The organism is Mucilaginibacter sp. SG564, from assembly GCF_013149275.1.
Taxonomy (GTDB): domain Bacteria; phylum Bacteroidota; class Bacteroidia; order Sphingobacteriales; family Sphingobacteriaceae; genus Mucilaginibacter.
This window is the reverse complement of record NZ_JABGNA010000004.1, coordinates 359,808-383,731: the sequence shown is the minus strand read 5'-3', so window position 1 is coordinate 383,731 and position 23,924 is coordinate 359,808. Positions and strand designations below refer to the sequence as shown.

The following is a 23,924-nucleotide window of genomic DNA, read 5'->3' as shown; positions in this document are numbered from 1 at the left end:
CACTATAGTTAATGTTTGTTTTACAGTGGATTAACAAATGCTGTTTTATGCTAAACACCCTGAGCCCAGTTTAGATTATAAACCGTATTTTTGTCGGCTATATTTTAAAGTATGAAGTTTCCAAAATTTGCCGACCTGATATTATTTGAGAATGATGATGTGATTGTGGTGAACAAGCCACCTTTTTTGAGTTCGCTTGACGAGCGGGAGGGGGGTGAGATTAATTTATTGCGCTTGGCAAAAGCTTACTCAGATGATGCGCAGATATGTCACCGTTTGGATAAGGAAACTTCAGGAGCGCTTATTATCGCCAAAAATCCCGAAGCTTATCGCTTTGTATCCATGCAGTTTGAAAAGCGCCAGGTAAAAAAAGTTTATCATGCGATTATTGATGGTACCCACACATTTGATAATCTGCTGGTTGATCTGCCTATTTTGAATGTAGGGAAAGGCAACGTGACTATAAGCAGGCAAGATGGCAAAAGGGCTGAAACCTGGTTTCAGTCGTTAAAATACTTTAAGCATTATACTTTGGTAGAATGTCGGCCGGTTACCGGGCGTATGCACCAGATCCGTATACACCTGGCTACACAAAGAGCATCCATTGCCGGTGATGAAATGTACAAAGGCGAGCCGGTTTTTCTGTCGAAAATAAAACGCAAATACCACCTGGGTAAAGATCAGGAAGAACAACCTATCATGAAACGCTTTGCTCTGCATGCCTATGAGGTTACCTTTAAGATAAATCCTGAAACAGAGGTTACCATACATGCTCCGTATCCTAAGGACTTTGAAACACTTTTAAAGCAGCTTGAAAAGTTTGACAGTTAATAAAGGAGCGTTAATTGTTATGAAGTGCGGTTGACTTTATATGAAAATAGCGTTTGCATGATACGAGTACTGCGGTTGGTCTTATTGTTGCTGTTGGGGAGTTATTACTGTCAAAGTTTTGCGCAGGTACACACAGAAAAAGATAGCCTTGTTGATTTTATTCATATAAAAGATGTTATAACCCGTGATCGGAAGATCATGGAGTACATCAAGTACGGGCTTGGGGCATCCCAAACCGAAATTGCGAAAAAGCGGAACATTGTAATTGATTCTCTTTCAAAGTATGATTTTGAGAATAAAAAAGCTTTTCTTTTATTTACTGATGCCATATTCAACGCCAGAGTTTCGAGGTATGACAGGGCCAAAAAATACCTAATTGGAGCTGTTGAAGCTGCTCAGAATACCCCGGATCATTTTTTACCAAGTGCTTTTTATACAAATTTAGCCTTTACACAAACAGATGAGGGTAATCCTATTGAGGCCAGCTACTATTATGAACTGGTTAAACAAGAAGTTCAAAAACTGAACGATCCATCTTTAGAAGTTGCCCTGTATATAAACATTTCTGATTTGTATTGCGCGAACGAGCTTTATATTCAGTCGATATCTTCTTTAGATAAAGCTCAGCATATCATTAATGAAAACAAGCTTGATTATCCCATATTTTATACCATCATCAATTTTAACAAGGCCGAAAACTATTTTCGGTTGGAGAATTACGATTCTTTAAAAGTTTATCACAATCGGTTATACAGTCCGGAAAATCAGCATCGTAAGTTATACTCTTTTCAGAAGCGAACAGGTTATTATCTGTTACTACTGGAGCATCGCTATACTGCAACGATATCAGTTATCAATGTTTTATTAAAAGATACAAAATACGTTAAAACCGATTTTGATTTAATGCAATTGACTACAGCTTATATTAAAAACGGACAGGCAGACCGGGCAAAAAACATTATCGATCAATTGGTAAAAGAGCAAGAAAAACAAAATCATCCGGGAGTAAAATATCGTCTGTACGAAATGTTAGGTCAAATTGCTCAAATAAGGAATAATCCCACACTGGCCGCCCATAATTTTGAACTGGCGCTGGAGCAATCCAAACAAAATTTAGACGAGGTTACCCAGGTGGGCAATGTATCGGCGCAGGTTAGAGTTAAAGATGTACAGGGTTTGTATTATAAAAACCTGCTTGCTTTTAAACGCGAACAGTTATGGTTGTGGTTTATTATAGCATTGGCAGTTTTAACGGTTATTGTTATAGGTATATTTTATAGAGCGAGCAGGCAGAAACGGCACTATGAAAAGTTATTATACTCTGCCCAAAAGCAAGAGCTTGCTTTTATAAATTCTCACGAAGTACGAAAGCACGTGGCTAATATAATGGGGTTACTTGATTTGATGAAAGATATTACAGACGCGGAGTTTTTGAAATCAAAAAAATATTTATTGTACTCTACCGAACAGCTTGATATTGCGCTCAGAAATGTATCCCGAAAGCTCAGTGATTAAGCCCCCGTTCATTATCGTTATTTCTACTTTATTTTATTAATAACTAATTTTATAATTAGTTACATTGTAATGCCTTTTACCCAGATTGATGCCGTGATTTCATGGTATAAATACGCTATTTTTTGATTTTTTGCATTTTTGATAAAAAACAAGTTGTTTTTGGTTGTGAAAATGCGAAAATGATAAAATTGACTTTTATTGCGTGTTTTTTTACGTATTTGGCCTGTTAAAATGTGGTTTGTTGAAAAAATTTATAAAAAAATCACAATTTTATAATGATTTTTATAAAAATAATTTAAATTCGCCTTCATAATTAGTCGAATAACAGATAAAACTATTATTAGAACCATAAATTTTACAAACTAACTTAAAAATGGCAACTAAACTTGAGTACATTTGGCTTGATGGGTACAAACCAACACAAAGCCTGCGCAGCAAAACCAAAATTGTTAAAAGCTTCAGCGGTAAAGTTGAAGATTTAGATAACTGGAGCTTTGATGGTTCATCAACTGAACAAGCACCAGGTGGCTCATCTGATTGTATCCTGAAACCAGTTTTTACCGTTCCAGATCCACAAAGAAAAGATGCTTACCTGGTAATGTGCGAAGTGTTGGATTCAACCGGTAAACCTCACGAGTCAAATGGTCGTGCGCTTATTCAGGATGACGATAACGATTTTTGGTTTGGTTTTGAGCAAGAATATTTTTTATGGGATCCTAAAACCGACAAACCACTTGGTTTCCCACAAGGTGGTTACCCAGGCCCGCAAGGCCCATACTATTGTTCAGTAGGTGCTAACAATGCTTTCGGTCGCGAAATTGTTGAAGAGCACTTAGACGTATGTTTAGAAGCTGGTTTAAATGTTGAAGGTATCAACGCCGAAGTAGCTGCAGGTCAGTGGGAATTCCAGATCTTTGCTAAAGGTGCTAAAGAAGCAGGTGACCAGATTTGGGTTGCCCGTTATTTATTAGAAAGAATTGGCGAAAGCTATGGTGTTGCTATCAACTGGCATTGCAAACCATTAGGTCAGTTAGACTGGAATGGTTCTGGTATGCACGCTAACTTCTCAAACACATTATTACGTACAGCAAATAGTAAAGAGAAATTCGAAGCCGTTTGCGAAGCTTTCCGTCCGGCAGTAAAAGAATGTATCGCTGTTTATGGTGCTGATAACGATCAACGTTTAACCGGTAAACATGAAACTGCTTCAATCCATGACTTTAGCTATGGCGTATCTGATCGTGGTGCTTCTATCCGTATTCCACTTTATGCAGTTGATCACAACTGGAGTGGTTACCTGGAAGATCGTCGCCCTAACTCAGCTGCCGATCCATACAAAGTAGCTGCAGTGATCATCAAAACAGTAAAATCTGCTAAAGTTTAAGCCCCTCTTAAATACTTTTAATTATTCTGATCCCCTGGCTCAAAAAGCCTGGGGATTTTTTTTGCTTTCATGTATCCACGCTTTTTGATGGCTTATTATCCTGATAGTCTGATAATCTAAGTTTGTTTATAACTAATGTTCAATTATTCAGGTGTTTAAATATTATGATTACTTTTAAATAAACATGAAAGCCTGTATTTATCATTGTTGTGGTGATGAAGAAGTATCGTTTGATCATTTTATATCGTATAGGCATAAACTTTCAGATGTAATCTTTAATAAAATGAAAAGCGGAGGGGTGCATCAACCGGATAATGATCTTAATTTGGTAGTAAAAGACATCAAAAACCTATGAAATAATCAGTATAGTTATGAGAATCAAAGCATACGGAATTAAAGAAGAGGGTGGAAAGGCAGAGCCATTTTATTATGAAAGAAACGTTGGCAGCAATGAGGTAAGCGTGAAAATTATTTATTGCTCTATTGCAAGGGGAGATGTTCAAATCATCAGTAATGATTGGGGCGATACAAAATTTCCGCTGGTTCCAGGGCACGAAATTGTGGGTATTGTAGAAGAAACCGGGTCCGATGTAACTGCGTTAAAAGTTGGCGATCGCGTTGGAATAGGGTACCAACAAGAAGCTTGTTTTGAGTGTGAGTTCTGTAAATCAGGTAACGAACAATTCTGTGCTCTGCAAAAAGTAATTGGTGTGGATTGCTATGGCGGTTTGGCCGAACATATTGTTGTTGATAACAGATTCGCCTTCAAGCTTCCGCCGGCACTTCACTCTGTAAACTCGGTTCCTTTGCTGTCATCTCGTGTTACTGTATATTCAGGAATTGAAAAAGCGCAGTTGCCTGTAAATTCTGTTGTTGGTGTTCTGGGGGTTGGCGGCCTTGGTCAGCTGGCAATCCGGTTTTTAAAAAAAATGGGGCATCAGGTTTATGCATTTTCTCACTCTCCCCAAAAAAAAGAGATGATTAATCAGTTAGGAGCGGAGTTTATATTGAGCTCAAACTCCGATAGTTTATCAACGTTGAATAAGAAATTTGATTTTATTATTTCTACGTTGAATGCGCCATACGATATGGATGCTTTTTTGAAGCTCCTTAAACCACAGGGAAAGTTTTGCATAGTGGCTTCGCCTTTGATAAAGCAGCCAATTGCCCTTGGCTTACTATATGATTATGCTCAACGAACTATTTATGGAAATTATGTGGGTAGCTGTAAGAACATGACAGATATGCTTGATTTTGCGGCAATGCATCATATAGAGAGTGATGTGGAGGTTATGCCATTCTCTAAAATGAATGAGGCGATAGAAAAGGTAAGGACAGGGGAAGTTAAAATTCGGTTGATATTAGAAAACCAGGAATAATATGAATTCACAGGAAAAAGTATTACACTGTTACAATGCAGTAGCCGACGACTATGCGGCTGATCGCTGGGACGAGCTTTCTAATAAACATTTGGATACGATGTTATTGAAGGAGTTTGCCGCTGCTAATAAAGACAAGGGGCTATGTGCCGACTTTGGCTGTGGACCCGGACAAACAACAAGGTTTCTGTACGACAATGGCTTAACAGATATAGTCGGCATTGATCTGTCGCCGGCGATGGTTAACGCCGCCCGTAAGCTTTCTCCTGAAATTAAATTTGAAACCGGCGACTTATTGAATGTCGGTTATCCGGCGGAGTATCTTGGAAGCGTACTTGCATTTTATGCGATAGTGCATTTTAGTAATGACGAAATCAGAAAATGTTTCGGAGAAATAAACAGGGTGTTAAAAACGGGGGGAGAATTTCTACTTTCGTTTCATGTAGGAGATGAAGTACTTCATTATGATAAAGCTCATGATAAGGAAGTGGATATTGATTTATACTACTTTAAAACAGATGATATCGTAACGTTGCTTTATGAAACAGGTTTTAATGTATTTGAAGCCATAGAAAGACGCCCGCATGACGACGCGAAATTTAAAAGCAAGCGGGGCTATATCTGGGCTGTAAAAAAATGAAGAGTGACGTAAGTTTCATTGAAGCTTATACCTGCCCGATCTTATCCACAACAAGTCATCAACCGGTAAATTGTAAATATAGACCCAGCATTCAATCGTTTCTGTATCGGTTTCTATAGTGCTTAATTTCCTGACAAATAAATTGGGTTGCTCCTGATCATCCCCAAAACCCTCGTAATCATCAATAAAAGCCAGTATCTTTTTGGGTTCATCCATTAAGTAAATAGAACCATGAACATATTGGTTGGTGTTGGTATCTATAATAGCACCTGGGTATTCCCCCGCGTCATAAAGCCTGCCTTCAAGTTTACCGCTTTTTAGTAAAGTGCAGTGTTGCTGCAGATATGCTCCGTAATGGTTGCCAGTGTCAAGCAAGGTACCATAAACAAATAAATGCGCACAAATAGGTTTCATACTACAAACAAAGGTAAGGGCAAATTCGTATCAAATTGTGTAAACACACTGGGCATTTTTTTATGTTTACATCATTAATGGTTATCTTGCTAAGGTAACCTGCCTTTACAATTTATATCATGAACGAGGAACAGATCAAAGCATATATAGAAGAAAACAATATACAGAAGATAAAATTTGCTTTTGCCGATATTGATGGCATTTTGCGGGGTAAAGTAATTCATACTAAAAAATTTATAGACGGCTTGCAAAGCGGTTATGGCTTTTGCGATGTGGTTTTTGGCTGGGATAGCAGTGATGTATGTTATGATAATGTACAGCTTACCGGTTGGCACACCGGCTATCCGGACAAGCTTTGCCGTATCGATCTGTCCACTTTACGCAATATTCCCTGGCAGGATAATATTCCCTTCTTTTTGGCGGATTATAGTAACCCCAAGGGAAATGATCTGCCCGCCTGCCCACGCAGTCTGCTGAAACATATTACCAAACAATGCGTAGATATGGGCTACCATGCCGAGTTTGCACAGGAGTTTGAATGGTTCAATTTCAGGGAAACGCCGCAATCCATCAACGATAAAAATTTTACCAATATCAATACCCTTACGCCGGGTATGTTTGGTTACTCTATACTGCGTACATCAGAGAACAGTGATTTTTATTATGATCTGTTTAACCTGCTTACCCAGTTCAATATACCTATTGAAGGTCTGCATACCGAAACAGGTCCGGGGGTATACGAGGCTGCCATTGCACATGATGAAGTTTTAAGTGCTGCTGATAAAGCAGTATTATTTAAAACCTCGGTAAAAGAAATTGCCTACAAACATGGCATCACGGCCTCCTTTATGGCCAAATGGAACGAAACTTTACCAGGTTGCAGTGGTCATATACATCAAAGTCTATGGACGAAAGATAAAAGCCAGAACCTATTTCATGATGCCGCCGATGAGTATAAGATGAGCGAATTGCATAAGCAATATCTGGCCGGACAATTGTATTGTCTGCCTCATATACTGCCCATGTATGCGCCAACCATCAATAGTTACAAACGCCTGGTTGAAGGTGCCTGGGCACCAACTACGGTTACCTGGGGAGTGGAGAACCGCACCACAGCACTCCGGGTGATCAATACTACGCCTGCCTATACTCGCCTGGAAACCCGCATACCTGGATCTGATACCAATCCCTACCTGGCTATGGCGGCTGCACTGGCCTCGGGTTTATACGGTATCAAAAACAAACTGAAACTGGATATCCCACAAACTATTGGTAACGGTTATCAGGATAAAAAGAATGGTGTGCTGGCAGCTAATTTACATGATGCATCGGTGATGATGCAAAACTCACCCATAGCCAAGGAGCTTTTTGGCGAAGGCTTTGTTGAACATTTTACGCAAACCCGCCTGTGGGAGCATCGCCAGTACATTAAACATGTAACCGATTGGGAATTGAAAAGATACTTTGAGATTATATAAGTCCGTTTTATACCCGTATAAAAGATGATACAATTTGTTTAATATTGCACCCGCAAATTCCAAATATAAACCATCAGAATGGACTTCTCTTTAATTGTACGCAAAGCCTGGGAAGGCTATGATTCTTCAAAAACCATTAAGCATATTGAGGATATCAGCGCCATGGTATCTACCAACCACGTTTATCGCATCACTTTTGATGATGATGATATCATTATTGCCAAGTTATCCTACTTTGGCAAGTTTGAGCATTTTAAAGAAGATCACCGTATTATTCAAACGCTGGCCAATAACCTGCTTTACCCGTTCGAGAATCTGTTAGCCCGTTCGTTACTGAAGAACAACAGGGTTTATATTTATCATTACAAACATGGTAAAACAGATGCATGGGTAGTATTTTATAATCCTACACGTATTTTGCAGCGCCTGCCGCGCCGGCTTGATGAAACGCATATCAAGAAACTGGGCCAGCAGGTAGGCAAATTTCATAAAGCCTGTTCACGGGTAAAAAATGTGCTGCCTAAATCGTCAAAAACCTTGCGTACCGATATATCTTCATTGTTAACGCAGCTTAATACAGACGAGAAACAATTTGGTTCTGCTATGCAGGCCGATTTTTTAAAGTACCACTGCGAAACTTTCCTCAAAAACCGCTCTAAATACAACATGAGCTCGTTCGAGATCATCCCGGTATTTATTGATTGGAATATCGGCAATTTCTCGGTTACGCCAAACCTGGAGTTGTACTCCCGCTGGGATTATGACTGGTTCAGGATGAGTTACCGCGTGTTGGATTTTTATTTTTTTAGCCGCGTAGTATCGGATATTGGCGATCGTACGGTATTCAGTTATGTGATCAATACCATGATGGAAGACCGTTTTATCATCTTTTTGAAGGAATATCACAAAGTGAATCCTCTCACTGCTGATGAGATACGGTTTATGAAAGAAGCTTACCGCTTTTTTATCCTGAATTATGTAATTAAGGACGGCAAGCACTTTTTTAGCGAGCAATATGCCGAAAAATTACAGGCCGAAGCATTTAATGTTTATCTTCCGTCCGTTGACAGGGACTTTGATGCCGAAAAAATCATTGAAGCATTAAAATTGAAGTAAATAGATAGTATCAAGATTTTTTCGTGTAAGCTTTTAAAATTGTGATGCTGAATAAATCACTAATTCAATAATTTAACAATGAACAGAATAGATAACTTTAAATCCATTATTGACCGGTATAAAGTTGTTTTTTTTGATGCTTTTGGTGTACTGAAAAATTATAATGGTTTGCTGCCCGGGATAGAGCGAACATTTGCTTACCTGGAAAAGCAGCAAAAGGAATACTATATAGTTACGAACGACGCTTCACGCAGTCCGGCCCAACTGGCCGAATCATACCAGATCAAAGGGTTGCACACCATCACCCCCGATCATATCATATCCTCGGGGATGCTGACCAAGGATTATCTTGATCTGAAGGTAAACGATGGGATAGTGGCCTACCTGGGTACGCTTGATTCGGCGCATTACATCGATAGTTCTGGCTTGCATACACTTCCTGTTAGCCAGATAGATGCCTCTAATATTGACAAAGTAAACGCCTTGGTGTTTTTGGACGATGAGGGTTTTAACTGGTTTGAGGATCTGAACAAAACCGTCAATATATTACGTAAACGCCCAATTCCTGTTATAGTGGCCAATACCGATAAGGCATACCCGGTAACCAAACATGATGTATCTATAGCTATAGGTGGTTTGGCCAGCATGGTGGAGAAGATTGTTGGCAAGGAGTTTATCCGTTTTGGTAAACCCGACTCACAGATGTTCATGTTTGCTTATGATCTGCTGCGCGAGCAGGGGCCTATCAGCAAAAAAGATATTGTGATGGTTGGCGATACCCTGCAAACCGATATCCTGGGAGGTAATAAATTTGGACTGGATACGGTGCTGGTACTCTCTGGTAATACCCAGGCTGCTGACGCTGATAACCGCATTAACGCCACAGGCATAGTGCCAACCTACATCTGCGACTCGGCAGTGGTAGAGTATGGTGAATTGGGCTTTTAAACTAATGTCTTACATAATTATTTATCCTGTCATCTCGACGAGGTATGAGGAGAGATCTTATACGCGAAATATAGACATCGTATAAGGTTTCTCCCTGCGGTCGAAATGACAAGATGGGGTTTTTGTATCTTCCCTGAACATGCAGAAATTTCTTAAAAAGTGGGTTTACATGGTTTACACTTTTTATGGTTAAAATAGCTTTATTTTGTTGATTTTCAATGTTTTAATTTTAAAATCGGTGAATTTGTGTTAACCCACTTTTTTGCTCATTTAGGCGTCTTCACTTTCTGCTATCCGAGGTCTCTCACTTCGAATAGCATGGGGAGTTGTACCCCCCCTCGGGGTTAAAGCTTTGTAGAAAAAGTCAATTCTAATTCAGTGCCTTAGGTACTGCCCTCGGGTTGCATGCCTACGGCATGCTAAATACCTGTGATTTTTTTGCTACAAAGCTTTTACTCCTACGTAGTATCATATCTAATACTAAAAATGTCTATTTGACAAATAAATTTTATTTTTAAATGTAAACTTAACATTTGTTTTTTTACTTTTGGTTCAACAAAGGCATTTAACCCTATGCCGGGTGCCCCAGCACTCAGAAAACCTGAATTAATTAAACGTGATGAACAACGAAAACTTTGATCTGAAAGAACATCCGCATAGCCGTTTGAATATTTTAACCGGCGATTGGATATTGGTATCGCCACACCGCACCAAACGCCCATGGCAGGGTAAAGTAGAGGCAACCCAGGCCGATCAGCGGCCGCCGTATGATCCTAACTGCTATTTATGCCCCGGTAACAAAAGGGCCGACGGCAGCGAAAATCCGGAATACAAAGCCAGCTATGTTTTTACCAATGATTACTCTTCATTACTGCTAAATACGCCAGAAGGTGGTTTGAATGATGATGAGTTACTGGTGGCCAACAGCCAGCGCGGAATATGTCGGGTGATCAGCTTTTCGCCCCGCCACGATCTTACGCTGCCCGAAATGGAAACTGCCGACATCAGGAAGGTAGTGGATGTTTGGCAAACCGAATATCAGGACCTGGCCACTTATCCGTGGATAAAACACATCCAGATATTTGAAAATAAAGGTGATATTATGGGTTGCAGCAACCCGCACCCGCACGGGCAGATTTGGGCGCAAAACAGTATCCCGGTAGAAGTGGCTAAGGAAACTCAACAGCAAAAAACTTATTTCGAGCAAAAAGGCAGGAGTTTGCTTGGCGATTATCTGCAGCTTGAACTGAAAAAGCAGGAACGTATTATTTTTGAAAATGATCATTTTGTGGTTCTGGTGCCTTTTTGGGCGGTTTGGCCTTATGAAGCCATGATCGTGAGCAAAAGACATATCACCAGTTTGCTTTACTTTACCGACGATGAGAAAAGCGCGCTTGCCGATGCTATTAAACGGCTCACGGTTAGGTATGATAATATGTTCGAAACCTCATTCCCGTATTCGGCAGGTATGCACCAATCGCCGGTAAATATGGGCGATCATCCGTACTGGCACTGGCATATGCACTTTTATCCGCCGCTGTTACGCTCGGCTACGGTTAAAAAATTCATGGTAGGGTATGAGATGCTGGCCAACCCTCAGCGCGATATTACCGCCGAATTTGCTGCCGATAGATTACGGAATTTGAGCGAAGTGCATTATAAAGCGAATGGATAAGCAAAAAATATTAATTTAGGCCAACCAAACAAACTGATATAAACCAACTACTTGTAAACTATGAGAAATTTATCAAAGAACCTCTTACTAATCATGTTACCGGCATGTGTATCTTTAGCGGCCTGTAATCAATCATCTGACAAGAAAAAAACTACCATGACGGATAGCACCCAAACACCAGCTTCTGCCTTCGAAAAAACAATCGATGGAAAACAAACGCATTTGTACACGCTTAAAAATAAAAACGGTATCACCGCTACTTTTACCAATTATGGTGGTCGCATAGTGAGTCTGCTGGTTCCGGATAAAACCGGCAAGCTTACCGATGTAGTATTGGGTTTTGAGAGTGTGGAGGGATTTGAAAAATCAACCGAGCCGTATTATGGTGCTACTATCGGTCGTTATGGTAACCGTATTGCCAAAGGCAAATTTAAAATTGATGGTAAAGAATATCAGTCATCTATCAATAATCCGCCAAATACCTTGCATGGTGGTAAAAACGGCTATCAGAGTGTAGTTTGGGAAGGTAAACAGATCGATTCATCAACCGTAGAATTTACCTATCTGTCAAAAGATATGGAAGAAGGATTTCCTGGTAACCTGAACGTAAAAGTTACTTATAGTTTAACAAATGACAACGAGTTTAAAGCAGTTTATGAAGCTACAACTGATAAAAATACGGTTGTTAACCTAACCAACCACGCCTTTTTTAACCTGAATGGCGAAGGCAGTGGTACCATACTTGATCATTTAGTGCAGATTGATGCCGATAATTATGTGCCGGTTGATTCGACTCTGATCCCTTTGGGAAAAATTGAAAGCGTAAAAGGTACACCGTTTGATTTTACCAAGCCCGAAACTATTGGCAAACGCATTAATGATAACAATGTGCAGTTAAAAGATGGCAAAGGGTACGACCATAATTTTGTGCTAAACAAACACGATATCAAAACGCCCATAGCAACTGTAGTTGGCGACAAAAGCGGTATAAAAATGGAAGTATTTACCGAAGAGCCAGGTTTGCAATTTTACAGCGGTAACTTTATGCAGGCCAAAAACGTGATGAAACGCGGTATCAAAGATGAGTTCCGTACTTCATTCGCTATGGAAACACAACATTATCCTGATTCGCCAAACCAGCCTCAGTTCCCTTCAACGGAGCTTAAACCAGGCCAAACCTATAAAACACAATCGTTATATAAATTTTCTGTAGTGAAATAAGCAGAAAAGTATATCATTTTCTCCGCGCGTCATTGCGAGCGCAGCGTGGCAATCCCAAACTCTACCGAGCGACTCTGCTGATCGGGGATTGCCACGCTGCGCTCGCAATGACGTTGTTGGTTAAAGTTAATTGGATAAGAAATTATCAATGCCCATGCAGCCGTTCATAATCCTCAATAGTATCAATATCAATGGCCCCGAGTGGAAAAGCTATTTGTGTTACATCATTCGGAAAAGATTTGATCAGTTTTTTTGCACCTTCCTTGCCTTGCAGCATTAATAACTGGGGAAAGTAGGATGCATCGAACAATACCGGCACACCAAGTGATTCGCGGTAAGCGCAGGCAATGATCCCAAAATCTGTTTCAGCCCTTTTTTCGGTGAGTTGATATAACAACAGGGGATCAACAAAGGGTTGATCGCACAGCATTAATATGGCGCCGGTTATTGAAGGTTGTATATTCAATAATTCGGTAATGCCCAGACGGATGGATGATGCCATACCCTCCTGCCAGAGGGTATTGTAGGCAATGTGTACTAACTCATCAGATATCCCCGGACGTATTACTCCTTCATTGGCCCCTAATACCACCACCACATTTTCATGGCATACCGAAGTAAGCACGGTTTGGATGGCTCTTTGCAGCAGTGTTTGCCCCCGGTAAACCAGGTTTTGCTTGGGAGTTCCCAAACGACTTGATGAGCCCGCCGCTAATATGATAAGCCCGGTTTGCGCAATATCCTGTTGGTTGTTCACCATGGGTTAACTTTAAGGTAAATATAAATCAAAGTTATTAATAATGTTGTTGTACCTCATACTAACACTTATGCGATCAAAAAATACAATTAAAAAACATAACAGCGGTTTGTAATATTTACTTTTACAGTAGGTGACCTCTGGGGTTACTTTTACATATGAATAATTCATTGCTCATAGATAATCACGGCCGGAAGATTAATTACCTGCGTCTTGCGGTAACAGATAAATGCAATTTACGTTGTTTTTACTGTATGCCCGAGGATGGTTTGCACTGGCTTTCGCGTACGGAGTTGATGAGCTATGAGGAAATGTTGCGTGGCTGCAGTCTGCTGGTGAAAATGGGTATCGAAAAGATCCGGATCACCGGCGGCGAACCCTTTGTACGCAAGGATATTATGCAATTGCTCACGGCCATATCGCGGCTGGAGGGGTTGAAAGAACTGAGCCTGACCACCAACGGTGTATTAACCGCGCCGCATGTTGCCGAACTGAAAGAGATAGGTGTACGATCGGTAAACCTCAGCCTGGATACCCTGGATGCTAATCGCTTTTTTACCATTACCCGCCGGGATGAATTTGCTCACGTAATGGCCACCCTGGAAGCTTTGCTGAAACATGGCATCGAAGTAAAAATAAATGCTGTAGTGATGGATGGTAAAAATACGCAGGATATCATCCCCCTGGTACAAATGACCAAAGATTTGCCGGTAAGCGTACGTTTTATAGAAGAAATGCCCTTTAACGGCGATGGTCATGTTTACAAGGGTTTGCAATGGGACTATATTCGCATATTGGAGGAGATCAAAAGCCGATATCCGCGAATACAAAAACTACCTGATCCATCGTATTCAACCGCTTATAATTATCAGATACCAGGTCATCAGGGTTCGGTAGGTATTATAGCGGCATACTCACGTACGTTTTGCGGCACCTGCAACCGCATCAGGATAACGCCGCAAGGCGAACTGAAAACTTGTTTGTACGATGATGGTGGATTGAATATGAAAGATATGATGCGTGCTGGTACGGGTGATGATGAATTGCAGGCTGTGTTACAAAATGCCATTAATCACCGGGCTAAAGATGGCTGGGAGGCCGAGCGCAAGAGGATTATACATCCTGGTATTCATGAATCTATGGCAACTATTGGAGGATGATTTATAGTTAGTATCAAGTAGCTAGTATCAAGTATCAAGATTTTGAAATGGCGCGGTCATGATACTTGATACTAACTACTTAATACCAAAAAACTTATATATGACCACTGTTGAAGAAGCTGAAAAGCTGATACTGGCGCAATTAAGAGATTATGGTACCGAAAGTTTGCCGTTTGAGCAGACGGTGGGGCGCATACTGGCCGAACCTATTCATGCCGATCGTGACCTGCCGCCTTTTAACCGGGTAACGATGGATGGCATAGCCGTTAATTATCAGTCTATTATAAGTGGTATTCTTACGTTTAATATCAAAGCTACCCAGGCAGCCGGGGATGAGCCGGCCGCTATTGCTTATCCTGACGAGTGTATCGAGATCATGACGGGTGCAGTATTGCCCGCTTCTGTAGATACAGTGATCCGCTACGAAGATGTGGAGATAACTGATGGCCGGGCTTTGGTAAAAATACAGGATATCAAAAAAGGACAGAACCTGCACTTACAAGGTGCCGATAAAAGGAATGGAGATGTGTTGGCGTCGATTGGGCGAAGAATTACGCCTGCTATTATCGGTTTGGCTGCATCTGTAGGTAAAACACACCTGCTGGTGAAAAAATCACCACAGGTGGTGATCATATCATCGGGCGATGAATTAGTGGATGTTGACCAAACCCCGGCACCATATCAGATCCGGAAATCGAACGGTTATACCATAAAAGGGGCATTGCAGAAACAGGGTCTGGAACCAGACATAATTCATATACCGGACGAACCTGAAATTACCCGGCAGCAGATACAGCATTGTCTGCAAAATTATGATGTATTGCTATTGAGCGGTGGCATATCTATGGGTAAGTTTGATTACATACCACAGGCACTTGAAGACTTGGATGTGAAGAAGATATTTCATAAAGTGGCCCAGCGCCCCGGCAAGCCTTTTTGGTTTGGTGCACATGGAAATGGGAGCCTTGTATTCGCTTTTCCTGGTAATCCTGTAGCTACCTTTATGTGCCTGCACAAATATTTTTTAAACTGGCTAAGCGCTACTTTAAATCTGGCAGAACAATCAGCTGTTTACGCGGTTTTAGCAAAGGATTTTCAGTTTCAGCCTGCTTTACAATATTTTTTACAGGTAAAACTACAAAGTAACCCGCAGGGACAACTGATAGCTTTGCCAATTGAAGGAAATGGTTCAGGTGATTTTGCTAACTTAGCAGATACCGACGCCTTTTTAGAATTACCCCTGGAAAGAACTGATTTTAAAGCAGGGGAGGTGTATAGGGTATTAAGATTTGTCTGAACCATGATCTATAGGATTAAGGGATTATCTTGATTCTAATCTGATAGGAAAAATCCTTAAATCTTAAAATCAGGTAAATCAAGGTTCAGGAAAAAGAGATTGTAAAATGTTAAGCCATTTAGATAAACAAGGCAACCCAAACATGGTTGATGTAAGCGAGAAGCAGGTTACCCACCGCACCGCCACGGCGCGCAGTGTGGTTGTTTTGCCTGCTGAGGTATTGCAACATTTAACCAATGGCGATGTGGTGAGCAAAAAAGGCCCGGTATTTCAAACGGCTATAATAGCCGGTATTATGGCAGCCAAAAAAACTGGCGACCTGATACCGCTTTGCCATCCCCTGGGTATGGATAACTGTAATATTACCATTCAGGTTAATGAACAGCAGGAGATTGTGATTGATTGTACCGCCAGCATTACAGCTAAAACCGGTATCGAGATGGAGGCCCTGGTTGGCGCATCTATAGCGGCACTCACTATTTATGATATGTGCAAGGCCATGAGCCATGATATTATAATTAAAGAAACCAAACTGATAGCAAAAACAGGAGGTAAACGTGACTTTAAACGAGCATAAAAAACACGCTAAACTGGCTAAACCTGCCTCTGGTAACTACGGTCGTAATGAATGCTCTATTGTAGGTGGGCCATGTACAGTGATCAAATTGCTGGCCCATGATGTGATCGGGGCGCTATCCGGGGTATATAAATGCGCTTATGCCGATACGTCGCATAATGATGACATCACCCTGGTACCCGGCAGGCTCACTAACGGCGCCATGTTGGATTATACCGATCAGATCAATTATCAGCAGTTCAATTTTCAGAATCCGGTTTGGCCCTATCAGGTCAAACAACAATTTGCTAATGCTGATCTGGTATTGGTAAACGGCAACCATCAATTGGCCAAAGCACAGGTGGTCATCATCGATATCAACAAAAGGGCGTCATTACAAAAAAGAGTGGAGCAGTTAACCAATGTACAGTTGTTTTTACTGGCCGATAACAGCGACGAGATCTTTGATTTTATCCAGGAAGCCATTCCGTATTGGCAGGATATACCTGTTTACCGGCTATCGGATAGAGAACGGATCATCGGTTTCTTTGAAACCAATCTGAAACTGTCGCGCCCGGTTTTAAACGGATTGGTATTGGCAGGCGGTAAAAGCGAGCGGATGGGTTTTGACAAGGGCAATGTGAACTGGCATGGCAAACCGCAACGGTTTCACATGGCCGATATGCTCAAGTCTTTCTGTAACGAGGTTTTTATTTCCCGCAGACCCGGACAACATAACAATGAGGCAGAAGCTGAATACCCCGTTTTAGAAGATACCTTTACTGGTCTTGGTCCATTTGGGGCTATTCTATCAGCATTTCGCGAAAGACCTGATAATGCCTGGCTCGTGATAGCCTGCGACCTGCCGTTGATGGATGAGGCCACGCTGCGTAACCTTGCCGCCTGGCGAAACAGTTCGGCAGTAGCGACAGCTTACCATAGTCCGGTAACCAATTTCCCGGAGCCATTGGTTGCCATATGGGAGCCTAAAAGTTACCCTGTGCTATTGTCCTTTCTGGCGCAGGGGTATTCGTGCCCGCGCAAGGTTTTGATCAATAGCGAGATCAATTTGCTCAACGCGCCGGATCCCGAAGCTTTAACCAATGTGAATACACCTGATGAATTGGAAAAAGTAAAAAGGGTTCTTCACCAAAAAACAGCTACAAACTAATGACACCCGATATTTTAAAATATAGTTGCCAAATGGCCCTGCCTGGTTTCAGCGAGCAGGCGCAAATTCTATTGCAGCAAGCCAGGGTATTGATAGTAGGCGCAGGGGGACTTGGCTGCCCCGCTGCGCAGTATTTAACTTCAAGCGGTATAGGTACTTTAGGCATTGCAGATTATGATGTGGTATCTATTAGTAACCTGCACAGGCAAATACTATACTCACCTGCCGATGTGGGCCAAAATAAGGTAGCCGTTGCTATAAAGCGTCTACAGCAGCAAAATCCCGATGCTAAACTGGTTCCCCATGCCGAAAAGATCAACTCTGATAACGTGTTGAACATTATACAGCATTATGATATTGTAATTGATGGTACTGATAACTTTGAAACCCGCTATTTGCTGAATGATGCCTGCGTAATGACCGGTAAACCCCTGGTTTATGGTGCAATTTACCAGTTTGAGGGACAGGTAGCTGTTTGGAACGTGGTTTATGACGAAAATACACGGTCGCCCAATTACCGCGACCTTTTTCCGAAAGTTGACCCTACCCAGATACCCAATTGTACTGAGGGTGGCGTAATACCTACGCTGGCTGGTATTATTGGTTGTATGCAGGCCAATGAGGTGATCAAATATATTACTAAAACAGGCGATCTGCTGGTGGGGAAAATATTGATATTTGACGCCCAAAGTATGCAGAGCCGCATTATTAAAATAGGCACCACTTCAAAAACACCGGTAAGGAGCCTGGCCGCAACAATAACTATTCCCGTAATATCGGCACTGGAATTGAAAGAACATATGGAGGATGATTCAATCGACCTGGTAGATGTACGTACCGAGCAGGAACGCGATGCTTTTGATATTGGTGGTATCCATATTCCACTTGATGAACTGGAAGGTTACCTGGCCTATTTTACCGATCCCAAAGCCAAAGTCCTTTACTGTGCAACGGGCAACCGCAGCGAAGAAGCCGTAAAAATGATCCTGAAACGGATTCCCGATGCTAATATTTTTTCGTTGGAGGGTGGTTTGAGAGCGTATTTGGGGAAATGATTTGGGAAATCGAACATCCGAATTCCGAAATCTCTCAGGGATGCGCTGCCACCCAAACCTCACCATCCTCAAAAGCTTCTTTTTTCCAGATGGGCACAGTTTGTTTCAGCGTATCGATGATGTAGCGGCAGGCTTCAAAAGCGGCATCACGATGGGCTGCAGAAACGGCAATGATCACAGGGACTTCGCCAACCTGTAAAGTGCCCGTGCGATGATGGATCAGTATTTTTTGTACCGGCCATTTTTCAAAGGCTTGCCTGGATATCTTCTCCATTTCGCTGATAGCCATGGGTTCATAAGCCTCAAAATCAAGTTTCAGCACCGGCTTGCCTTTGGTGGCATTACGCACCGTGCCAATAAACACATCAATCCCGCCAGATTCGGGCGACATGATCCAATCGATACAAGACTGAATGTTCAGCGTTTTGGCTGAAAGCAGGATCTGGGTATTATTCATGATGCAGCATTTTTACAAAATATTTTGGAGATTCTTCATAACCCTGGCGCTCATAAAAGCGGTGAGCGGCAGTCCTTCGTGAGTGGCAGTGAACTTCTATCCGGTCGCACTTTCTTTCGGTGGCTAATTGCGTAAAATGCTCTTCGAGCGCATTACCGATGCCCTTGCTCCGGGCGTTTTCATCAACGGCAAAACAGCTTATACGGGCATAATCCCCCCTGGTGGTGAGCTGCGGAATAAAATCAAAAGCGATGAAACCGGCAACAGCACCATCCAGTTCATAAACCAATACAGTTGATAAGGGCTGACTGAGCATCACCTCCAGGTTTCCAAGTAAATAACTTTCAGCTCCCGGGTAGCCCAGTTGTTCCAACAGTTTACATATCGCCGGATGATCGGCCAGAATAGCTTTTCTAATAGCCATGCTTGTTTGATTAGATTAAGGATTTTTTGTGGAGTAAGGATAAAAGGAGCAAAGATTAAGGATTTTTTGTCCTCAAGTCCAACAATCCCCAATCCAATGGTCCCAAAGTCCCCTAAATCAACCCCCGCTTACCGGCGGTATAATGGCAATTTCATCACGCTCATGTATGGTATCGCCGGGTAGGGCATATTCATTGTTGACGGCTACCATGTATGATGCCAGTTGTTTCAAACGCGGATATTGCTGCTCCAGCAAGTATTTTAAATTATAAATAGTAGCATCGTTTGTCAATTCAAGGCTAACCTGCGAATTTCCAAATATCTCCTTTGCCACTCCAAATGCCAGCACATTAATCTTCATATCTCAAAATTAGGGCAAAATAGTTTAGAAAGGAAATGTGGAGTGAGGATTTGGAGACTTTTGGACTTTGGGATTTTTGGAGCAAAGACTTTGGTCCTCTTATCTTTGATCAAAAAAAATCCTTGCTCCCCAGTGCCACAAATCCCAAAGTCCCCAATCCTTGCTCCCAAAAAGAAACAAAGCCGCCACGTAAATTGTATATTTGATGTATGGCTGCCAATTCTACACATCATATGCGCGTTATCAAGGTAAACGCTGCCGAAATAGCTTCGGCTACAGATGCGCTTGCTATTGAGGAACCGCTGGAGATCAGGCTGGAATATGGTCCCGAAGGACAACGGCAGGTGCAGAATATCTCTGTTACCATGCGTACACCCGGCCATGATGCCGAGCTGGCTACCGGCTTTTTATTTACCGAAGGCATCATCAAAAATCCGGAAGATATCGCTTCAACCCAGCATTGTTTTATTGCCTGTGCCGAGAATAAGGAAAACGTGATACAGGTAAGCCTGGCGCCTGGCGTTGTGCCTCATCTGCAAAATACCGAGCGCAATTTTTATACAACTTCCAGCTGCGGAGTTTGTGGCAAAGGCTCTATCGATGCTATTCGCACAGTAAGCGGTTTTGCCGGTGAGCAAGAAGATACAGATACCATACAGGCCCCCATTTTATACCAATTACCTGTGATACTCCGCAAGCACCAGCGGGTATTTGAAGATACCGGTGGACTGCATGCCTCGGCTTTGTTCAGCACACAGGGCGAGTTATTGCTTCTGCGCGAAGATGTAGGCCGGCATAACGCGCTGGATAAGCTGATAGGTGCTGCTTTAAGCTATAAATGGCTGCCGCTGAAACAGACGGTGCTGTTGCTGAGTGGCCGGGCAAGTTTTGAACTGCTGCAAAAAGCGGCTATGGCCGGTATTAATATCATTGCGGCAGTGGGCGCGCCCTCAAGTTTGGCCGTAGAGTTGGCCAATGAATTTAACATCACCCTCATCGGTTTTTTGCGCGATGAGCGTTTTAATGTATATACCGCGGCACACCGCGTACAGATACCCCGTTATGAAGATACGTATTAAAAGCAATTCATTAAGATACAGGCTCACCCGTACCGACACTTCGCTTTTGGCAAAGGACGGTCATCTGCGTGAAGCAGTTGATTTTGGCACGCAGCAGCTGTTTTATGCTTTGCGGGTAATGGATGATGAACAATTATCTGCCACATTTAAAGATAATGTAATTACTGTATACGTACCTAAACAACTGATACAGGAATTTGCCGATACAGATAAGGTTGGTTTTGAAGGCACACACGGTAACCTGCACCTGTTGGTGGAGAAAGACTTTACCTGTTTGGATAACGTGGCCGAAGATCAGAGCGATAATTACCCCAACCCCTTATCAGCGAAAAAGTTATGAGCAAGGCATTGAAAGAGCAGGAACAGCCCGCGGCAGAAAATCCGGAGGAACTGCTGGATCTGAAATTAACAGAACAGAAACAGTGGGCGGCGGGTATTCCCGCAGTAAAAGTCGCTATGGTTGATATTATACAGGAAGCCGGTTTTGTAAGGGGTATGGAAGGCTTGTTTAAAATGAACAAGAAAGGTGGTTTCGATTGTTCTGGCTGTGCCTGGCCCGATCCGGACGACGATCGTTCGCCGGTTGCGGAGTATTGCGAGAACGGCGCCAAAGCCCTGGCCGAAGAAGCTACGACAAAAAAACTAACCGCCGATTTCTTTGCTCAAAATTCCGTGTTCGATCTGGCCAAATTGAATGATTATGAAATAGGGAAGAAGGGGCGTATTGCCCAGCCTGTTTATCTGCCCAAGGGGGCTACACATTACCAACCTATTAGCTGGGAGGATGCCTTTAAAAAAATAGGCGACAAGCTCAATAGTCTGGCTTCGCCCAATGAGGCGGCATTTTATACATCGGGTCGCACCAGTAATGAGGCATCTTTTACTTACCAACTGTTTATACGCGAGTATGGCACCAATAACCTGCCCGACTGCTCCAATATGTGCCACGAATCAAGCGGCGTGGCCCTTACCGAAACCATTGGTATAGGCAAAGGAACCGTTACGCTGAATGATTTTTATGATACTGATGTGATCATGATCATGGGGCAAAATCCGGGTACCAACCACCCAAGGATGCTCAGCGCATTACAAAAGGGTAAAGGGCGTGGGGCAAAGATCATAGCTGTAAACCCGCTGCACGAAGCCGGACTCATGGGTTTTAAAAACCCGCAAACGGTTAAGGGTATCCTGGGGATCGATTCGCACCTGGCCGACCTTTACCTGCAGGTAAAAATAAACGGCGATATGGCATTGCTTAAAGCTATCGAAAAGCTGTTATACAAGGCCGAACTGGAAAACCCGGGCAGGGTATTTGATCATGAGTTTATCCAGAATAGTACCGAAGGGTATGGGGCTTTTTTAACCAATTTAAACCGGTACAACCTGGATGAACTGGCCCAGGAAGCCGGTGTGCCTTTAGCCCAGATTGAGCAGGCTGCCGAAATGCTCAAAGATAAAAAACGCATTATTGTGTGCTGGGCCATGGGCATTACCCAGCATAAAAATGGGGTAGATACCATTAAGGAGATCGTTAATCTTTGCGCCCTAAAAGGTGCCATTGGCAAACCCGGTGCCGGCTTATGCCCGGTGCGTGGGCACAGCAATGTACAGGGCAACCGTACCATGCTCATATTTGATAAACCATCGCCTAAACAATTGGATAAACTGAAAGAGGTGTTTGGCTTTGAACCGCCCCGCGAGCATGGTTATGATGTGGTAGAGTCGATACAGGCGATGCATGAGGGCAAGCTGAAAGTGTTTTTTGCGATGGGAGGGAACTTCCTTTCGGCTACGCCGGATACCATTTACACTGCCGATGCTATGCGCAAGCTCGAAATGTCGGTACATGTGTCTACCAAACTCAATCGCAGTCACCTGGTGCATGGGGATGAGGCTTTGATATTACCAACGCTCTCCCGTAGCGATAAGGATGTGGTTAATGGCGCAGCTCAGTTTATCAGCTGCGAAAATTCGATGGGGGTAGTGCAAATGTCAAAAGGGATGCTAAAGCCTATCTCCGACGATCTGATGAACGAGAACCAGATTGTTTGTAACCTGGCCAAAGCCACTTTAGGTAATCGCTCGGTGATCAATTGGGATAAGTATGCCATGAGCTATGATGCGGTGCGCGATGATATTGCCCGGGTGATCCCTGGTTTTGAAGATTATAATCAGCGGGTGCGAATCCCCGGCGGTTTTTACCTGCCCAATGCTCCACGCACGGGTAAATTTGAAAATAAATTCAACGGTACTAAAATAGGCTTTGCCATAACCGAACTACCCAAACATGATATAGCCGCCGATGAATACCGCATGGCTACTATCCGCAGCCACGACCAGTTTAACACCACTTTATACGGCCTTGATGATCGTTATCGCGGCATTCATAACGAGCGCCGGGTAATATTCATGAACGAACAAGACATGTTTAAGGCAGGCTTCAAATCGGGCCAAAAGGTTGACCTGTTTAATTATTATGGAGGTGTTGAGCGTGTAGCCCGCCTGTTTGTGGTAGTGCCGTACAATATCCCCGAAGGAAACACATCAACCTATTATCCCGAAGCCAATGTGCTGATACCGATAGACAGCGTTGCAGAAAAGAGCAATACGCCTACATCGAAACTGGTGTTTATTAAGATTAAAAAGCACGAGGAAAAATAAGATAGTCACAATTTGTCATTTCGAACGAGGTACGAGGAGAAATCTTACACGATCGGATATTGCGCGCAGATATTGGCGCAAGTCTTGTGTGTTAGATTGTGTGTAAAGCTGACTTGTGACCATACAGAGCACAAGTCCACAACCCGCCGGCAATCGTACAAGACGCGCTAAAAATGAAATTTTTTGAAATATTCTCTACGATTAGGCAAAGCGTAAAAGATTTCTCCCTTCGGTCGAGAGATAGTTTCTCCTCGTACCTCGTTCGAAATGACATTTTTTTAAATTTTAATCGTCGTATTAATTATATTGCCTTAAACATACCCAATCTAAAACTTAAAGCAATATA

At 42.5% G+C, this 23,924-nt stretch carries 23 protein-coding genes; 18 read left to right on the top strand and 5 right to left on the bottom strand.

Features of this window, described 5'->3' with window-relative positions; all coding sequences use genetic code 11:
* Positions 1-111: 111 nt before the first annotated feature.
* The 5 genes from FHW89_RS11580 (at position 112) to FHW89_RS11560 (ending at position 5,749) form a co-directional block, all read left to right on the top strand.
* Positions 112-831: an RluA family pseudouridine synthase gene (locus FHW89_RS11580; RefSeq protein WP_172335191.1), complete on the top strand. Its 720-nt coding sequence runs from the start codon at positions 112-114 to the stop codon at positions 829-831.
* A 57-nt stretch (positions 832-888) separates the two neighbouring features.
* Complete coding sequence (locus FHW89_RS11575) at positions 889-2,346, top strand: hypothetical protein (protein WP_172335190.1); 1,458 nt, start codon at positions 889-891, stop codon at positions 2,344-2,346.
* Between the two features lie 373 nt (positions 2,347-2,719).
* A complete protein-coding gene (locus tag FHW89_RS11570) occupies positions 2,720-3,730 on the top strand; it encodes a glutamine synthetase beta-grasp domain-containing protein (RefSeq protein WP_172335189.1) in 1,011 nt (336 codons plus the stop codon).
* Positions 3,731-4,101: 371 nt separating this feature from the next.
* Positions 4,102-5,109 carry an NAD(P)-dependent alcohol dehydrogenase gene (locus FHW89_RS11565; RefSeq protein ID WP_172335188.1) on the top strand — a complete coding sequence of 336 codons (1,008 nt, stop codon included), beginning with the start codon at positions 4,102-4,104 and terminating at the stop codon, positions 5,107-5,109.
* 1 nt (position 5,110) lies between these two features.
* Entirely contained in the window at positions 5,111-5,749 is a 639-nt protein-coding gene (locus tag FHW89_RS11560; RefSeq protein ID WP_172335187.1) for a class I SAM-dependent methyltransferase, read from the top strand.
* Between the two features lie 15 nt (positions 5,750-5,764).
* Here FHW89_RS11560 and FHW89_RS11555 read toward each other — a convergent pair whose 3' ends face one another.
* Positions 5,765-6,163: a gamma-glutamylcyclotransferase gene (locus FHW89_RS11555; protein ID WP_172335186.1), complete on the bottom strand. Its 399-nt coding sequence runs from the start codon at positions 6,161-6,163 to the stop codon at positions 5,765-5,767.
* Between the two features lie 119 nt (positions 6,164-6,282).
* On the opposite strand from FHW89_RS11555, the gene FHW89_RS11550 reads away from it, so the two are divergent.
* From FHW89_RS11550 to FHW89_RS11530, 5 genes are all read left to right on the top strand, one after another.
* Positions 6,283-7,641 (top strand): glutamine synthetase family protein, encoded by a 1,359-nt coding sequence (locus tag FHW89_RS11550; RefSeq protein WP_172335185.1) that lies wholly within the window; start codon positions 6,283-6,285, stop codon positions 7,639-7,641.
* A 78-nt stretch (positions 7,642-7,719) separates the two neighbouring features.
* The gene (locus FHW89_RS11545; protein WP_216650544.1) at positions 7,720-8,757 is read left to right on the top strand and encodes a hypothetical protein; all 1,038 of its coding nucleotides are present in this window, start codon (positions 7,720-7,722) and stop codon (positions 8,755-8,757) included.
* A 78-nt stretch (positions 8,758-8,835) separates the two neighbouring features.
* Positions 8,836-9,705 (top strand): TIGR01459 family HAD-type hydrolase, encoded by an 870-nt coding sequence (locus FHW89_RS11540; RefSeq protein WP_172335184.1) that lies wholly within the window; start codon positions 8,836-8,838, stop codon positions 9,703-9,705.
* Between the two features lie 619 nt (positions 9,706-10,324).
* Positions 10,325-11,380: a UDP-glucose--hexose-1-phosphate uridylyltransferase gene (locus FHW89_RS11535; RefSeq protein ID WP_172335183.1), complete on the top strand. Its 1,056-nt coding sequence runs from the start codon at positions 10,325-10,327 to the stop codon at positions 11,378-11,380.
* 60 nt (positions 11,381-11,440) lie between these two features.
* Complete coding sequence (locus FHW89_RS11530; protein ID WP_172335182.1) at positions 11,441-12,601, top strand: aldose epimerase family protein; 1,161 nt, start codon at positions 11,441-11,443, stop codon at positions 12,599-12,601.
* A 145-nt stretch (positions 12,602-12,746) separates the two neighbouring features.
* Here FHW89_RS11530 and FHW89_RS11525 read toward each other — a convergent pair whose 3' ends face one another.
* Complete coding sequence (locus tag FHW89_RS11525; protein WP_172335181.1) at positions 12,747-13,361, bottom strand: NTP transferase domain-containing protein; 615 nt, start codon at positions 13,359-13,361, stop codon at positions 12,747-12,749.
* 155 nt (positions 13,362-13,516) lie between these two features.
* Between FHW89_RS11525 and moaA the strand changes: the two genes are divergently transcribed.
* The 5 genes from moaA to FHW89_RS11500 all read left to right on the top strand — a co-directional run bounded on the left by moaA (position 13,517) and on the right by FHW89_RS11500 (position 18,597).
* The gene (moaA, locus tag FHW89_RS11520; protein ID WP_216650543.1) at positions 13,517-14,518 is read left to right on the top strand and encodes a GTP 3',8-cyclase MoaA; all 1,002 of its coding nucleotides are present in this window, start codon (positions 13,517-13,519) and stop codon (positions 14,516-14,518) included.
* A 100-nt stretch (positions 14,519-14,618) separates the two neighbouring features.
* The gene (locus tag FHW89_RS11515) at positions 14,619-15,815 is read left to right on the top strand and encodes a molybdopterin molybdotransferase MoeA (protein ID WP_216650542.1); all 1,197 of its coding nucleotides are present in this window, start codon (positions 14,619-14,621) and stop codon (positions 15,813-15,815) included.
* Positions 15,816-15,921: 106 nt separating this feature from the next.
* Entirely contained in the window at positions 15,922-16,392 is a 471-nt protein-coding gene (gene moaC, locus FHW89_RS11510; protein ID WP_172335179.1) for a cyclic pyranopterin monophosphate synthase MoaC, read from the top strand.
* A complete protein-coding gene (locus tag FHW89_RS28965; protein WP_172335178.1) occupies positions 16,373-17,542 on the top strand; it encodes an NTP transferase domain-containing protein in 1,170 nt (389 codons plus the stop codon). The genes moaC and FHW89_RS28965 overlap by 20 nt, the downstream gene beginning before the upstream one ends.
* Entirely contained in the window at positions 17,542-18,597 is a 1,056-nt protein-coding gene (locus FHW89_RS11500; protein WP_172335177.1) for a HesA/MoeB/ThiF family protein, read from the top strand. Before FHW89_RS28965 ends, FHW89_RS11500 begins: the two co-directional genes overlap by 1 nt.
* Before the next feature lie 34 nt (positions 18,598-18,631).
* Here FHW89_RS11500 and FHW89_RS11495 read toward each other — a convergent pair whose 3' ends face one another.
* From FHW89_RS11495 to FHW89_RS11485, 3 genes are all read right to left on the bottom strand, one after another.
* Positions 18,632-19,054: a molybdenum cofactor biosynthesis protein MoaE gene (locus FHW89_RS11495; RefSeq protein WP_172335176.1), complete on the bottom strand. Its 423-nt coding sequence runs from the start codon at positions 19,052-19,054 to the stop codon at positions 18,632-18,634.
* Positions 19,047-19,478, bottom strand: coding sequence for a GNAT family N-acetyltransferase (locus FHW89_RS11490; RefSeq protein WP_172335175.1), 432 nt, complete (start codon positions 19,476-19,478; stop codon positions 19,047-19,049). Before FHW89_RS11490 ends, FHW89_RS11495 begins: the two co-directional genes overlap by 8 nt.
* Before the next feature lie 117 nt (positions 19,479-19,595).
* Positions 19,596-19,838: a MoaD/ThiS family protein gene (locus FHW89_RS11485; protein WP_076373395.1), complete on the bottom strand. Its 243-nt coding sequence runs from the start codon at positions 19,836-19,838 to the stop codon at positions 19,596-19,598.
* A gap of 209 nt (positions 19,839-20,047) precedes the next feature.
* Between FHW89_RS11485 and fdhD the strand changes: the two genes are divergently transcribed.
* Genes fdhD through FHW89_RS11470 form a run of 3 tightly spaced genes read left to right on the top strand, consistent with a single transcriptional unit; the run spans position 20,048 to position 23,578 of the window.
* Complete coding sequence (fdhD, locus tag FHW89_RS11480; protein WP_172335174.1) at positions 20,048-20,917, top strand: formate dehydrogenase accessory sulfurtransferase FdhD; 870 nt, start codon at positions 20,048-20,050, stop codon at positions 20,915-20,917.
* Positions 20,901-21,257 carry a hypothetical protein gene (locus FHW89_RS11475; RefSeq protein WP_172335173.1) on the top strand — a complete coding sequence of 119 codons (357 nt, stop codon included), beginning with the start codon at positions 20,901-20,903 and terminating at the stop codon, positions 21,255-21,257. Before fdhD ends, FHW89_RS11475 begins: the two co-directional genes overlap by 17 nt.
* Positions 21,254-23,578 (top strand): FdhF/YdeP family oxidoreductase, encoded by a 2,325-nt coding sequence (locus FHW89_RS11470; RefSeq protein ID WP_172335172.1) that lies wholly within the window; start codon positions 21,254-21,256, stop codon positions 23,576-23,578. Before FHW89_RS11475 ends, FHW89_RS11470 begins: the two co-directional genes overlap by 4 nt.
* Positions 23,579-23,924: the final 346 nt, after the last annotated feature.

Excerpts from the sequence above, each read along its gene's own strand:
- FHW89_RS11580 (WP_172335191.1), top strand. The coding sequence starts at position 112 with ATGAAGTTTCCAAAATTTGCCGACCTGATATTATTTGAGAATGATGAT.
- FHW89_RS11575 (WP_172335190.1), top strand. The coding sequence starts at position 889 with ATGATACGAGTACTGCGGTTGGTCTTATTGTTGCTGTTGGGGAGTTAT.
- FHW89_RS11570 (WP_172335189.1), top strand. The coding sequence starts at position 2,720 with ATGGCAACTAAACTTGAGTACATTTGGCTTGATGGGTACAAACCAACA.
- FHW89_RS11565 (WP_172335188.1), top strand. The coding sequence starts at position 4,102 with ATGAGAATCAAAGCATACGGAATTAAAGAAGAGGGTGGAAAGGCAGAG.
- FHW89_RS11560 (WP_172335187.1), top strand. The coding sequence starts at position 5,111 with ATGAATTCACAGGAAAAAGTATTACACTGTTACAATGCAGTAGCCGAC.
- FHW89_RS11555 (WP_172335186.1), bottom strand. The coding sequence starts at position 6,163 with ATGAAACCTATTTGTGCGCATTTATTTGTTTATGGTACCTTGCTTGAC.
- FHW89_RS11550 (WP_172335185.1), top strand. The coding sequence starts at position 6,283 with ATGAACGAGGAACAGATCAAAGCATATATAGAAGAAAACAATATACAG.
- FHW89_RS11545 (WP_216650544.1), top strand. The coding sequence starts at position 7,720 with ATGGACTTCTCTTTAATTGTACGCAAAGCCTGGGAAGGCTATGATTCT.
- FHW89_RS11540 (WP_172335184.1), top strand. The coding sequence starts at position 8,836 with ATGAACAGAATAGATAACTTTAAATCCATTATTGACCGGTATAAAGTT.
- FHW89_RS11535 (WP_172335183.1), top strand. The coding sequence starts at position 10,325 with ATGAACAACGAAAACTTTGATCTGAAAGAACATCCGCATAGCCGTTTG.
- FHW89_RS11530 (WP_172335182.1), top strand. The coding sequence starts at position 11,441 with ATGAGAAATTTATCAAAGAACCTCTTACTAATCATGTTACCGGCATGT.
- FHW89_RS11525 (WP_172335181.1), bottom strand. The coding sequence starts at position 13,361 with ATGGTGAACAACCAACAGGATATTGCGCAAACCGGGCTTATCATATTA.
- moaA (WP_216650543.1), top strand. The coding sequence starts at position 13,517 with ATGAATAATTCATTGCTCATAGATAATCACGGCCGGAAGATTAATTAC.
- FHW89_RS11515 (WP_216650542.1), top strand. The coding sequence starts at position 14,619 with ATGACCACTGTTGAAGAAGCTGAAAAGCTGATACTGGCGCAATTAAGA.
- moaC (WP_172335179.1), top strand. The coding sequence starts at position 15,922 with ATGTTAAGCCATTTAGATAAACAAGGCAACCCAAACATGGTTGATGTA.
- FHW89_RS11500 (WP_172335177.1), top strand. The coding sequence starts at position 17,542 with ATGACACCCGATATTTTAAAATATAGTTGCCAAATGGCCCTGCCTGGT.
- FHW89_RS11495 (WP_172335176.1), bottom strand. The coding sequence starts at position 19,054 with ATGAATAATACCCAGATCCTGCTTTCAGCCAAAACGCTGAACATTCAG.
- FHW89_RS11490 (WP_172335175.1), bottom strand. The coding sequence starts at position 19,478 with ATGGCTATTAGAAAAGCTATTCTGGCCGATCATCCGGCGATATGTAAA.
- FHW89_RS11485 (WP_076373395.1), bottom strand. The coding sequence starts at position 19,838 with ATGAAGATTAATGTGCTGGCATTTGGAGTGGCAAAGGAGATATTTGGA.
- fdhD (WP_172335174.1), top strand. The coding sequence starts at position 20,048 with ATGGCTGCCAATTCTACACATCATATGCGCGTTATCAAGGTAAACGCT.
- FHW89_RS11475 (WP_172335173.1), top strand. The coding sequence starts at position 20,901 with ATGAAGATACGTATTAAAAGCAATTCATTAAGATACAGGCTCACCCGT.
- FHW89_RS11470 (WP_172335172.1), top strand. The coding sequence starts at position 21,254 with ATGAGCAAGGCATTGAAAGAGCAGGAACAGCCCGCGGCAGAAAATCCG.